The organism is Corynebacterium sp. HMSC04H06, from assembly GCF_001815935.1.
Taxonomy (GTDB): Bacteria; Actinomycetota; Actinomycetes; order Mycobacteriales; family Mycobacteriaceae; genus Corynebacterium.
The window spans coordinates 1-12,309 of the sequence record NZ_KV823458.1; the positions used below are offsets into that span (position 1 = coordinate 1).

Below are 12,309 nucleotides of genomic sequence, written 5' to 3' on the forward strand. Positions count from 1 at the left end.
CTCAGTCCAACTAATGGGGAGCAGTTCACTGGGTTGGGCTTTTACGTTGTACCCCGTACGGGATTTGAACCCGTGTTACCGCCGTGAGAGGGCGGCGTCCTAGGCCGCTAGACGAACGGGGCCTAGCCTGTCCACAGCAGCGAACGCTGTGCGTTGCGGACTTGAATTACTCTAAACTATGCGCCAAGCATCAACAAATCAGCAGCTGAGAACATAAAAATCCCAGTGCGGTAGTGACAGTTCCTTCTGTCCGGCCGGATGCGAATCGAATCAGTGGTTATTTCGCTTGCAGTCTGTCTGACTGTCAGTGGCCCGAAGGATCCTCAGCTACGCTGCACTGGGATTTCGTTTCTGCGTCGAGATTCATCCTCGTTCAGCTCCTGTACTTCGTGCAATAGTCGCGGTGGGAAGTTATGAATTATGGCAATGCCGCATCTTCACGAGCTATAAATCTTCGTCGCGCTTAAGACGGAAAGAAGCTTTCATCCAATCTCCTTTTCTTTCGGTTAACGTCTTGAGGCCTAGTATATGACCAGCTCAGAGGGGATGGAAGCGATTGGAGAAAATCTCGAAAATGGCGGGGGGTCCTACCCCACCGGGCCCGGCAACTTGAGCTTTCCCGGCAGTGGTCTGGGGTAGGTTAATACCACCCTGCGGACACGAAAGCAGGCAGTCAGTAAAACTGACTGCCTTCCGATTTGTACCCCGTACGGGATTTGAACCCGTGTTACCGCCGTGAGAGGGCGGCGTCCTAGGCCGCTAGACGAACGGGGCATAGAACTGTGACTCCAGGTTTTAACCCCTTTATCACTGCTGGCCTACCAGGACTCGAACCTAGAACGACGGTACCAGAAACCGCTGTGTTGCCAATTACACCATAGGCCAATTGTTGCTTTGCTTTTTGGTTGGGAGGTTATTTAATCTCTCGCAACCGCTCGCTGCAACGGTTAATAACTATAACCACCCCGGCGGCACACTAGCAAATCGCCTGCATAGAGGTGGTTTTTAGCGCTATTTTTAGTGTGCCTGCCGGGGATGAATTACAGCGTGTGGATTTAGGCTTGCGCGCTTTCCCACGGGGCCTTGGCCAGGGCGGCCCGCAGGCGGTTGAGCGTGGACTCCTTGCCGAGCAGCTCCATGGACTCAAACAGCGGCGGGGACACCGCAGCGCCGGAGATGGCTACGCGCAGGGCGCCGTAGGCCTTGCGCGGCTTGAGCCCCAGATCCTCGATGAGAGCCTTCGACAGGGCCGCCTCGATGGGTTCAGTGGTCCAGTCCTCGATGGGCTCCAGCGTCGCTATGGCAACCTCGAGGGGTTGGACGGCGTCCTTCTTGAGGTTCTTGCGGGCGGACTTCTCGTCGAGCTCCAGATCCTCGTCGGCGGTGACGAGGAATTTGAGCAGGCCGTAGGCATCGGACAGCGTCTTAATGCGGGTCTGGACGAGGTCCGCGGCGAAGGCGAACTTCTCTGGGGCGTAGTCGGCCGGGAAGTCGGTGTACTCCGTCAGGTAGTTGCGCAGGCGGAAGGCGAATTCCTCCAGCTCCAGCAGACGGATGTGGTCGGCGTTGATGGCCTCGAGCTTCTTCTGGTCGAAGCGGGCCGGGTTACCCAGCACGTCGTGGACGTCGAAGTTTTTGACCAGCTCGTCGGTGCCGAAGATGTCCTGGTCTGCGGACAGGGACCACCCCAGCAGGGACAGGTAGTTGAGCATGCCCTCCGGGATAATGCCGTTGTCGCGGTGGTTGAACAGGTTGGACTGCGGGTCGCGCTTGGACAGCTTCTTGTTGCCCTCCCCCATCACGAACGGCAGGTGGCCGAACTGCGGGGTGAACTCAGCAACGCCGATCTGCTTCAGGGCCTCATAGAGGGCCAACTGGCGCGGGGTCGAGGACAAAAGGTCCTCGCCGCGGAGGACGTGGGTAATGCCCATCAGAGCGTCGTCAACCGGGTTGACCAGCGTGTAGAGCGGCTCACCGTTGGAGCGGGCCACCACGTAGTCCGGCTGGGTCTCGGCCTTGAAGGTCATCTCGCCGCGGACCAGGTCGGTCCAGGACCAGTCCAGCTCCGGCATGCGCAGGCGCCAGACGGGCTTGCGGCCCTCGCCCTCGAAGGCATCGATCTGCTCCTGGGTGAGCTCGCGGTCGTAGTTGTCGTAGCCGAGCTTCGGGTCGCGGCCGGCGGCCTTGTGGCGCTCCTCAACCTCCTCGGCGGTGGAATAGGCCGGGTAGACCAGGCCGGCGTCCTTCAGCTTCTGCAGGACGTTGGCGTAGATGTCCTTGCGCTGGGACTGGCGGTACGGCTCGTGCGGGCCGCCCACATCAATACCTTCGTCCCAGCCCAGCCCCAGCCAGGTCAGGGAATCAATAATCGCCTGGTAGGACTCCTCGGAGTCGCGGGAGGCGTCCGTATCCTCAATTCGGAAAATCAGTTTGCCACCGGTGTGGCGCGCATAGGCCCAGTTAAACAGGGCCGTGCGCACCATCCCCACGTGTGGGGTGCCGGTCGGCGACGGACAGAATCGTACACGTACATCACTCATGCCCACCATCGTAGACGAGCCGACGGCCCGCAATTCGCTGAGCCTGCGCGCCACGCGCCACCGGACCACCCGGACGGCGCTACCCCCGCCACTATTGGGAATATTATTCATTAGTCGTCGTCAGGGCCCCGTCGCACCGCACCGCAGGGGTAGACTATTTGGAGTGGAAACCGTTTTCTTTAATCTGGGGTGGAAACCCCAAACTGAAGAAAGGCTTTCCCGACCGTGGCTAAATTCCGGCGTCGCTGCATCGCTCTGCTCCTCACCCCTGCCCTCCTGTCGCCCGCGACTGCACTAGCCGGGCCCGACGACGGTAAGATCGTCGCGACGCAGACCCACATCGACTCTCCCAAGACATTCTGGGAAAACGACTCCTTCGCGCTGAAATCGGAGTTCCACCGAAAAGCCCACCCCTTGGACCAGACCGTGGCCTGGGTGGGCAAGGGCTGGGCGGCAGGCAGCGGCCAGCAGCAATACCAGTTCCAGCTGCCGGAGGATGATTCCTTCTCCTTCGCAGGCAAGCCCGGCGATGTCGTTTACAACGCCCCGGCCAACCCGCGCGGCAACCACGACCCCATCTGGATGGGGTTTGGCTCGGACCGAGGCCTGCCGGTGGCAGATTTTCGGGGAAACGTGGCCTCGCTGGATCTGGTCTCTGTGGACGGCCCAGGCGACTTCGAGCTCTACAACTGGCTGCCCGGCCAAGCTCCGGAGCGGATCTTCGGCTCTTTTGCGGACTCGGCGCATTCCACCCCGCTGGAGGCCGGCACGCACACCCACAACCACATGCTCTTTACCAAGCCGGGGCGCTACGAAATCACCTACCGCACCACGGCCCGTACCGCCGCCGGCAAACTAGTGGCCTCTCAGCCGACGACCACCTCCATCCAGGTCGGCGGCCAGGGCCCGCTCGATGACCCGACGGAGCCGCTGGAGCAGCGCTACCGGGCTGCCGGTGCCGGGGACCGCGACTCGTTGCAGTCCGCCGGCTACCACTTGCGGGTGAGCCCGAAGACGGAGAAGGACAAGGACGGCGACGAGAACCTGACCACCCTGGGTTTCCGCGCCGAACAACCCGTCGACGGCACGCTGACGGTCTTCCACGACGGCTACTTCCTCACCGACCTGCCGGTCAAGGGCGGCCGCGCCCAGTTCGACGAGCTGTTGGGCGCCGGTGATTCCCGCCTGCAAGCCGTCTTCGTGCCCGACGGGGACTCCGCCCCGCGGTGGGTCTCCGACGTCATCGCGACCACCGCGGCCAAGCGCCAGGGCGAGTCCCGCGCGAGCACTACTGAGCACTCGCAGGAGCCTAGCGCCTGGGAGGTGGCCTCGCAGCCGCGCGGCATGGCCGCCACCACGGAGGCCACCGTTTCCGACCAGTCCGCGAAGGTGCGCGTGGAACCGGCGGCCAACGGGCAGTCCCGGCTGGTTATTGATACCGCCGACCCGCACTACACCGGCTTTATCACCGGCGGGATGTACTCGTCAAAGGACGACGAGCTGCCGATCATCGATTTCCACGCCTCCGTCACCGCCGGCCACGGCGAGTACTACTTCAAGAAGGACTGGGACGGCGACGACACGCTCAAACTCAAGTTCACCCCCCACCCGCTGGTCACCGACCTTTCCCCCACCGAGGCGGTCATCACCGAGGACTACTCCCCGACCGGGACGTTCGAAAAGACCGTCTCACTTGCCGGCGCGGATGCCGCCCGGCCCACGCCGGGTGTCCCCGGCCAGACTCCTGCCCGCTGCGGCGAGCGCTATCTGTTGGATAAAGGCCATGTGGATGTGGCGGCATCGCCAAGCGCGGAGGGCTTCGACGTCGGCCTGAAGGACGACACAGGCCTGACCGGGAAGAAGGACCCGGTCCACCGGCTGGATGAGGTGGTGCTGGGCGTGCGCGAAAACGCGCAGCGCACCCGGACCTTGGCCATGGCGGATAAGGCCCTGGACTTCATGGGCCCGGTGGGTAAAAAGTTTTTCCTACTGCCGCAGACCCAAAAGGACGGCGTTATCTGGCCGGGCTATAACACCGAGGCGCTGGACTACAGCGCCTACGCGAAGGGTTCGGTCACCCTGGAGCTGGACCCGGTGCACGTCCCGGACGGGGCGAGCTGGGGCCTATTTACCAACCAGGGCCTGGGCTCCGAGGTGGCGGTGCTGGCCGATTCCCGCGCCAAGGACACGACCGTGGAGACCCAGATGGCCTCGCACGTGCACGCCAACTGGGCCTTTAGCACGCCGGGCTGGTACCAGTTCGCCGTCAGCTTCCGGGCGCGCACCACCGACGGCCGCGAGGTCAGCTCGCGCCCGCAGGTGCTCAGCTTCGCCGTGGGCGACGACGCCATCGACGACTGCGTGAAAAACGGAGCCCCGGACCAGGGATCCCAGCCGAATCCGGATCCGAAACCCGAACCGGAGCCAAAACCAGACCCCAGGCCCCAGCCGGGCCCGCACCAGCCGGGCACGGGCGATGTGGTGCTGTCCTCCTTCCAGCCGCTGGCGCTGTTCGTGCCGCTGGCAGTCCTCGGGGTGGTCGGCGCCGCGGTCAGCTTCGTCTTCCGGCACGTGCCCGGGGTAGCCACCGCCGTCGAGCGCTTCCTGGCCGGGCTTGGCCGCTCAACAACCATCCGATAATCGCTTTTCCGAAAGGTAACTTCCATGCGAGTTGCGCACTACACCCGCCGCGCCGGCCACCACGTGGGCGCGCTGGTCGCCGCGGTCTTTCTTGTTCTGCTTGCGGCGGTCCTTCCCGCCGCCCGGGCCGAGGCCATCACCTTTGATTCCGGGCACGTCGATGCCTTCTACGTCACCGCCAACGGCGGCGAGCTGGACCTGGCGCTGAAGGAGGACGTCACCGGCTCCGGGGTGGTACGGGCACCGCAAGAGGTGACCCTGCAGGTCAACGAGCAGGCCTGGACTGACGCCACGGAATCCGTCGACGGCATCGGCGCCAGCACCTACCTGCTGCCGCAGACCCAGGACCCGAACCTGCTCTGGCCGGGTTGGGACACCCAAGCCGTGCGCGCCGGCGGCTTCGGGCAGGTCGACTTGAACTTCGACGAAGTCACCGGGCCGGGCGCGGTCTACGCCTTCGAATCCACCGGCTTCGGTGACTTGGGCGGGGTGACCACCGACGGCGGCCTGGAGCTAGCCGCCGGGGCAGTGATCTCCCAGCAGACCCCGGCGCACCGGCACGTCAACTGGGCTTTTAGCGAACCGGGCACGTACACGATGACTGTGCGCGCTACTGCCGACGGCGCCGAGAGCAGCCCGCAGACCTATACCTGGGTGGTCGGCGAGTCAGGCGGCGAGCATCAGGACGCGGGTGCGGGCGAGGCGGCATCGGAAAGCGGTGGGTCTGCCCAGGTCGGGCAGGACGATGCCTCTTCCGAGCCCGGGGCACGCGGTGGTGCGCCGGCAGCCGCAGCGGACAAGGGGCAGCCGGGCCGCTGCACGCCGGGGATCCAGCCGCAAGTCAAGGACGACTCCACGACCCCCGCGCGCTGGGTCCCAGCCGACGATGCCGTCTTCCACCTCTCCGACGCCGCCCGCGCCGATCTGCCCGAGGACATTGGCCCGGTGGGTCGCGGCTCGGCGTGGATGATCGGTTCCACGCAGCAGCCGGGCGTGCCCTGGCTGGGCGCTAATACCCAGCATCCGACGATGCTGGAGCACCTCGACGGGCCCGTGACCTGGGAGCTGACCGAGTTTTCCGGGCCCGGCGCGATGATGGTCTATTCGCAGGGCCAGCTGGGCCAAATCGTGGGCAAGGAATGGTTCCGGGCGGAAGGCAACAACCCGTCCGGGTCCACCACCCTCGACCCGAATATCCACGTCCACCCCAACTGGCTCTTTAGCGAGCCCGGCACCTACCGGGTGACGATTTCCCAGTCGGCCCGCCTGACCAACGGCAAGGACGTCTCCGGGCAGGCCACGCTGACCTTCGTGGTGGGCGGCCAGGCCCCGGCCGGCGCGTTCACCGAGGGCCACTTCGACTTAGGCGGCCAGGTCAACCCGGACGGCGAGACCTGCGCCGCGGGTGCCACTTCTTCCGGGACCCAGCCGGCGGCGGGCGCAGCTACCGGGCAGGGTGCGGCTACCGGTTCGTCGACGGCAGCGGGCGGCGCGCTGGCCAATACCGGGACCTCGTTGATGAATACGGCCATCGCCGTGTTGGGCATCGGCCTGGCGGTCCTCGGCATCGGAATGGCGCGCTGGGCACTGGTAGAAGGGCGCCGTTAATGGCCCGGAGAATTCCTGGCCGGCGGCCCTTTGCCGGTAGCGCCTGCCGGGCCGGCCTGTCGCTGCTAGGAGCGGCCGGCCTGGTGGCCGCCTGCGCGCCCGCCTCGTCGACGCCGGGGACTGGGGCCGCGGACGAGTTCCGAGTGGTCGCCACGACCCCAATACTTGCGGATATGGCCCGCCAGGTCGCCGGCCCGGACGCGACGGTGACCAGCCTGGTGCCGCCGGGCCGGGACCCGCACACCTTCGAGCCCAGCCTGCGGACGGTGCGGGAGGCCGCCCACGCCGACGTGGCACTGGCCAACGGTCTGCTGCTGGAGCCGGCCACGCTGACCAGCACGCTGGAGCAGACCTCGGCCCATCCGGTCGTGGAGGTCGCCGAGCAGGCCCGCGCCCGCGGGGCGCAGGTCATCCCGCTGGTCGAAAACGTCGCCTTGGACGCCATCTGGCTGGGGCTGAAGTCGGCCTACACCACCGCCGGCGACGAGGTCGACTTCCGGCTGGAGGGCGTAGATGGGCCCGGCGCGGTGGCCGCCTATATCGTGGGCACCTTTGGCGCCCCGCAGGTGGTCTTCGACTCCGCGCGCGACGGCTCCGGGACCCGCCTACCCAACTCGGCCCACACGCACCTATCGTGGGCGTTTTCCGAGCCGGGGCTCTACCAGCTGCGGCTGAGCGCCCGGGCCGGGCAGGCCGACCCGGTGGCTGCCACCGTGACCGTCGCGGTGGGTGTTGCCCCGCCTGCCGGGGCGCAGGTGCTCGACGAGGGCCACGTGGATATCGCGGCCGATATCGACGCCGGTCGGCTGGATCTGCGCGACCGGGACCGGGTCTGGCGCCCGGAGGAGGTGGTAATCGCCGTGCCGTCGTCGACGCTGCAGCCCATCCCGCCGGATCCGCACTACCGCTTCCTGGGCAGGCCCGGGCGGGAGACGTACCTCCTCCCGCAGGCGGTGCTGGGCAAGCACGTCCACGGCGAGCTCGACCCGCACCTGTGGCACGACCTGGGTAACGCCAGCAGCTTCGTGGACGTCATCGCCGACGAGTTGGCGCTGAGCGATCCCAGCCACGGCCAGGCCTACCGGGCCCGGGCGGCGGCCTACCAGGCAAAGTTGGCGGAGACGAACCGCTTCGTGGAGGACACGCTGGCCGGAATCCCGGCCGCGAACCGCCATCTGGTCACCACGCACGACGGCTACGGCTACCTGGCCAAGGCCTACGGCCTCAAGGTCGCGGGCTTTGTCACCCCGAGCGAGTCCGTCGAGCCCTCCCCGCGCGACGTGATGACCCTGCGGCGCACGCTGCGTGATCTGCAGGTGCCGGCCGTGTTCATCGAGCCCAACCGTACCGGCGGTGCCGGCATCCTCGAGCAGACCGCCCGGGAAGCCGGCGTGCAGCTGTGCCCCATCTACGGCGACACCTTGGACGAACAGGTCTCCACCTACCTCGACCTGATGCGTTTCAACGCCGAGAGTCTACGCCGGTGCCTGACCTAACCGGCCGCTGTCTCCCGCACCCATTCCCCACAAGAGTTAGAAGCAAAAGGACTTATGACCATGACACGAATCCATCCCACCCGTTGCCTGCGCGTTCCCCGCGCGCTGGTGGCTGCCGCTGCCGTCGCCTGCCTTGCCGCAGGCCCTACCACCTGGGCCGCCCAGGCCGGGGACTTGGCCCAGGTCGTCGAGGGCGATGAGGCGATAGCCCCCGCCGGGGAGGAGGCCACCATCGACCACGGGCACGTTGACATCGGCGCCCAGGTCATCGACGGGCAGGCCGAGTTTCTCGCCCGCGACGACTCCCAGCCGCAGCCGGTCTGGCGCCACCTGGAAGACGTGGTCTTCCGCGTCGGCGATGCCGCCCAGCTAACCGTGCCGGATGACGACGAGTTCTCCTTCGTCGGTGCGGAAGGCTCCTCCTCGGTCTGGACCGTGCCCCAGACCGAGATCGCGGATGTGCCGTGGCTGGGGTGGAACACGCAGGCTCCCTCGCTGGTCGAGGCCGTCGACCGCGGCGTGGACATGGAGTTTCTGGGCCACAGTGGCCCGGGTGAATTTTCCCTCTTCCTGCAGAACGGCGGTTTCGAGCCGCCCGAGGTCCTCTGGTCGACGAAGGCGGGCAAGGCGGATAGTTTCTGGGTGGATTCCGGCACGCACACCCACGCCAATTGGGTCTTCACGCAGCCCGGCATCCACCAGGTGGGTATCCGACTGCACGCCCAGACCCGCAGCGGCGAGGACTTGAGCACCGACGGCATCCTGACCTTCGCCGTCGGTTCTGCAGCGGACGCGGACCCCGCCCAAGCGCATCAGGCGCAGTGGGACCCGGCTGCCGCCCGCACGGGCGCCGAGGACGGCCCCGCCCCGCGCTGGCTAATCGGCGCCGGACTCGCGGTGGCAGCACTTGTGGTCCTCGCGGTCGTCGCGGTCGTGCTGCGCCGGCGGAAGGGGCACGACCATGCCTAACCTGCAGGAGACAAAGCCGGTCCTCGACGCGACGGGGGTGGAGGTTTCCTTCGGCGCCCGGCCGGTGGTACAGGACGCGTCGTTGCGCATTCACCGCGGGGAGCTGGTCGGCCTGCTGGGCCCGAACGGGGCGGGCAAGACCACCCTCATGCGCGCCTGCCTGGGGCTTGTGCCCCACCGCGGCACGGTAGGGCTCACCCGCCGCTTCGGCTACGTCCCCCAGCGCCACGAGGTGGAGTGGTCCTTTCCGTGCACAGTCTACGAGGCCGTCCTGCTCGGCCGCGTGGGGCTGATCGGGTGGTTTAAGCGCCCAGGCCGCGGCGACCGGCAGTCCGCCCACCGCGCGCTGGAACAGACCAACCTGACCGAACTGGCCCGGCGCCCCATCGCGGAGCTGTCCGGCGGGCAGCGCCAGCGCGTGCTCATCGCTCGGGCCCTGGCCACCGAGCCAGAACTACTGGTCCTCGACGAGCCCTTCACGGGCCTGGACGCGCCCAATATCGAGCAGCTCCTCGACCTGTTCGCCCGCCTGGTGGCCAAGGGCACCGCGATTGTCATGTCCACGCACAACCTCGCCGAGGCCGTCCACACCTGCCCGCGCCTGTTGCTGTTCAACCGCACCGTCGTCGCCGACGGGCCGGTGGCACAGGTCCGCGCGGATCCCGCAGCCTGGGTTGAGGCCTTCGGCGTGCGCACCACTTCCCCGCTACTAGCGGCGCTGGGAGTGAGCTAGGCATGCTCGAGGTCTCTATCGCCCAGTTCTTCGCGGACCTGGCCAATCCGCAGCTGTCCTTCCTCCTGCGGGCAGTCATCATCGCGGTCGTCGCCGCGGTGGTCTGCGGCCTGGTCGGCGGATACGTCGTGCTGCGCGGGATGGCGTTTATCGGCGACGCCGTCTCCCACGCCGTTTTCCCCGGCCTGACCATCGCCTTTAGCCTGCAGGTCTCCCTGCTGGCCGGCGGGGCCGTCGCCGGCGGTGTGGTGGCCGTACTCATCGCGCTGTTCTCCCGCCGCGACAGCCTCAAGACCGACGCGGTCATCGGCATCTTCTTCGCCGCTGCCTTTGCGCTGGGCAATGTCATCATCTCCCGGCAGGAGGGCTACACCGCGTCGCTGACCAGTTTCCTCTTCGGCTCGCTGACGGGCACCTCCGCGTCCCAGATCTGGATCGCGCTCGGGGTGGCTGCGGCCGTCGGCGCCTTCTTGTTTGCCTGCGGACCGCAGCTGCGCGCGGTCTGCCTGGACCGGGAATCCGCCCGCGCGCTGGGCCTGCCGGTTATGGCCTTAGATATCGCGCTCTACCTAGCCATTACCGCCGCGATTGTCATATCCGTCAACACCGTGGGCAACGTGCTGGTGCTCGCCCTGCTCATCACCCCGGCGGCCACCGCCCGGCTGGTCTGCAACCGGCTGACCCCCATGCTGTGGTTGGCCGCCGCCCTGGGCGCGGCCGGCAGCGTGGTGGGCATCTACCTGGCCTGGGCCATCGATCTGCCCGCCGGGGCCACCATCGTCCTCACCCTGACCGCCCTGTTCTTATGCGTGTGGGCCCTGGCACCGCTCAAGGGCCGCCGCCGCGCCAACGAACGACTAGAAAGCGTGCAAACACCGTGACAACTCTTCCTACCCCATCGCTCTTTGCCACCCGACGGCGTGCCGGCCGCCTCCTCTCGGCGCTGGCGGCCTGCTCCTGCTGCGCAGCACTTACTGCCGCGCCGGGGGCGAGCGCGGCAGAACCAACCAGCCAACCGAGCGCCGACGGCGAGCCCTGCACCCTCTCGCTGGTCAAACGCGGCGACCACCCGGCCACCACCCGGGGCATTAGCCACGGCGAGCAGGCCTTGGCGCTCTACGAGTCCGTGGACGGGCCGGCCACCGGAGTTTTTGATTCCACCGACTCCAGCGAGTCCCCGCTGGCCTCCGGCGCGGCCACCTTCCGGGTCGCTGGCACTGGGCAGGCACCAGACTCCGCCGGGTTTGACAGCGACACCTGGGTGCTCTCCCCCGCCAACCCGGGCAGCCACCTGCGCCTGGCCGCCCCGGATGCCGACGCCGGCGCCCGCACGGCCGTGCACGTGGACGTCACCGAGCGCCCCACCGACTCGGCCCGCGTCGCTGCCTGGGACGCCCGCGCTGACGATGCCGCCGCCGAGCCCTTCTTCGACAGCGCCGAGCAGACCGCCGGCGAGGCCACACTGAACGGGGATGAGCCACTGCCCGTGGGCTTTGCCTTCAGCGAGCCCGGCTACTACCAGCTGCGTTTTAGCTTTGCCGGGGACGACGCCGAACCGCGCGACCTGAGCGTCGGCTTCCTCGTTGAAAACGGCCGGGCGGCGGGCGCCGCCGCGGAGGGGAACATCGACGTCACGGCCTCGCAGGGCTGCCTGGATCCCGTGGCCATAGCCCGGGACCTCAACGGCATTAACAAGGAGCTGCAGGCTCTGGACAAGGCCGTCGGCGATACGGAGAAGAAGGCCCTGGCCCTGGTGGGCAAGAAGGCGGGCAAGGACGCCTCGGCCTCCGGCACCCCGGCAACGACCTCGCCCAGCACCCCGGCCCGCCAGGGAACGCAGGCAGGCGGCCACCGCAGCCCCTCCGCCCCGGCCGCTGGGGTGTCACAGGCCGCCCCCGCCACGGCGGGAAGCGGCACGCAGGGCGCTGCTCGGCCGAAGCCAGCACCTTCGATATCTGGCGGTGCGGGCGATACCGGTCCGGGGGCCGCGGCCAAGCCCGCGCCCAAGAAGGCAGTCAAGGCCGCGGCGCCGAAACCTGCTGGGGGCAAGCCGGACGGGGCCAAGCCGGCCGAGACTGAAGATCCGGAGACGCAGCCGGCCCCGCCGGCGGGCCCGCAGGCACAGGCGTCTGGCCCGGCCACCGAGCAGCTGATCCCGGTGGGCCTGACCATGGACAAGGTCAGCTTCTGGTCCGGGATCCTGGCGGGTATGGGCGTGGTGGCCTTCTTGGTGGGCGCCTACCTCGTCTTCGCCGTCTACTGGCGGCAGCGCCGGCAGGACCGAGCTGATTCCGCGGTAACGCAGCCGGGTGACTAAAATGTT

Annotated in this window: 8 protein-coding genes and 3 tRNA genes; 7 read left to right on the forward strand and 4 right to left on the reverse strand. The window is 67.5% G+C overall.

Annotated elements, in window-relative coordinates; all coding sequences use genetic code 11:
- Window positions 1-49: 49 nt before the first annotated feature.
- From HMPREF3067_RS10355 to gltX, 4 genes are all read right to left on the reverse strand, one after another.
- Window positions 50-122, reverse strand: a tRNA-Glu gene (locus HMPREF3067_RS10355).
- Window positions 123-701: 579 nt separating this feature from the next.
- Window positions 702-774 (reverse strand) — tRNA-Glu (locus HMPREF3067_RS10360).
- Window positions 775-813: 39 nt separating this feature from the next.
- Window positions 814-885 (reverse strand) — tRNA-Gln (locus HMPREF3067_RS10365).
- A 170-nt stretch (window positions 886-1,055) separates the two neighbouring features.
- Window positions 1,056-2,549 (reverse strand): glutamate--tRNA ligase, encoded by a 1,494-nt coding sequence (gene gltX, locus HMPREF3067_RS10370; RefSeq protein ID WP_083319277.1) that lies wholly within the window; start codon window positions 2,547-2,549, stop codon window positions 1,056-1,058.
- A gap of 216 nt (window positions 2,550-2,765) precedes the next feature.
- On the opposite strand from gltX, the gene HMPREF3067_RS10375 reads away from it, so the two are divergent.
- The 7 genes from HMPREF3067_RS10375 to HMPREF3067_RS10405 are packed head-to-tail and all read left to right on the forward strand — an operon-like array spanning window position 2,766 to window position 12,303.
- On the forward strand, window positions 2,766-5,180 hold the full coding sequence (locus HMPREF3067_RS10375) for a choice-of-anchor M domain-containing protein (RefSeq protein ID WP_070769645.1): 2,415 nt from the start codon (window positions 2,766-2,768) through the stop codon (window positions 5,178-5,180).
- 24 nt (window positions 5,181-5,204) lie between these two features.
- Entirely contained in the window at window positions 5,205-6,788 is a 1,584-nt protein-coding gene (locus HMPREF3067_RS10380; RefSeq protein ID WP_070769646.1) for a TIGR03773 family transporter-associated surface protein, read from the forward strand.
- Window positions 6,788-8,284: an anchored repeat ABC transporter, substrate-binding protein gene (locus HMPREF3067_RS10385; RefSeq protein ID WP_070769647.1), complete on the forward strand. Its 1,497-nt coding sequence runs from the start codon at window positions 6,788-6,790 to the stop codon at window positions 8,282-8,284. Before HMPREF3067_RS10380 ends, HMPREF3067_RS10385 begins: the two co-directional genes overlap by 1 nt.
- 60 nt (window positions 8,285-8,344) lie before the next feature.
- Window positions 8,345-9,253: a choice-of-anchor M domain-containing protein gene (locus tag HMPREF3067_RS10390; RefSeq protein WP_083319280.1), complete on the forward strand. Its 909-nt coding sequence runs from the start codon at window positions 8,345-8,347 to the stop codon at window positions 9,251-9,253.
- Window positions 9,246-9,986, forward strand: coding sequence for an anchored repeat-type ABC transporter ATP-binding subunit (locus HMPREF3067_RS10395; RefSeq protein ID WP_070769648.1), 741 nt, complete (start codon window positions 9,246-9,248; stop codon window positions 9,984-9,986). Before HMPREF3067_RS10390 ends, HMPREF3067_RS10395 begins: the two co-directional genes overlap by 8 nt.
- Window positions 9,987-9,988: 2 nt before the next feature.
- Window positions 9,989-10,867, forward strand: coding sequence for an anchored repeat-type ABC transporter permease subunit (locus HMPREF3067_RS10400; RefSeq protein ID WP_070769649.1), 879 nt, complete (start codon window positions 9,989-9,991; stop codon window positions 10,865-10,867).
- On the forward strand, window positions 10,864-12,303 hold the full coding sequence (locus tag HMPREF3067_RS10405; protein WP_141759394.1) for a hypothetical protein: 1,440 nt from the start codon (window positions 10,864-10,866) through the stop codon (window positions 12,301-12,303). The genes HMPREF3067_RS10400 and HMPREF3067_RS10405 overlap by 4 nt, the downstream gene beginning before the upstream one ends.
- Window positions 12,304-12,309: the final 6 nt, after the last annotated feature.

Bases quoted from the DNA above. Each gene is read 5' to 3' on its own strand.
- gltX (WP_083319277.1), bottom strand. From the start codon at position 2,549: ATGGTGGGCATGAGTGATGTACGTGTACGATTCTGTCCGTCGCCGACC.
- HMPREF3067_RS10380 (WP_070769646.1), top strand. From the start codon at position 5,205: ATGCGAGTTGCGCACTACACCCGCCGCGCCGGCCACCACGTGGGCGCG.
- HMPREF3067_RS10385 (WP_070769647.1), top strand. From the start codon at position 6,788: ATGGCCCGGAGAATTCCTGGCCGGCGGCCCTTTGCCGGTAGCGCCTGC.
- HMPREF3067_RS10390 (WP_083319280.1), top strand. From the start codon at position 8,345: ATGACACGAATCCATCCCACCCGTTGCCTGCGCGTTCCCCGCGCGCTG.
- HMPREF3067_RS10395 (WP_070769648.1), top strand. From the start codon at position 9,246: ATGCCTAACCTGCAGGAGACAAAGCCGGTCCTCGACGCGACGGGGGTG.
- HMPREF3067_RS10400 (WP_070769649.1), top strand. From the start codon at position 9,989: ATGCTCGAGGTCTCTATCGCCCAGTTCTTCGCGGACCTGGCCAATCCG.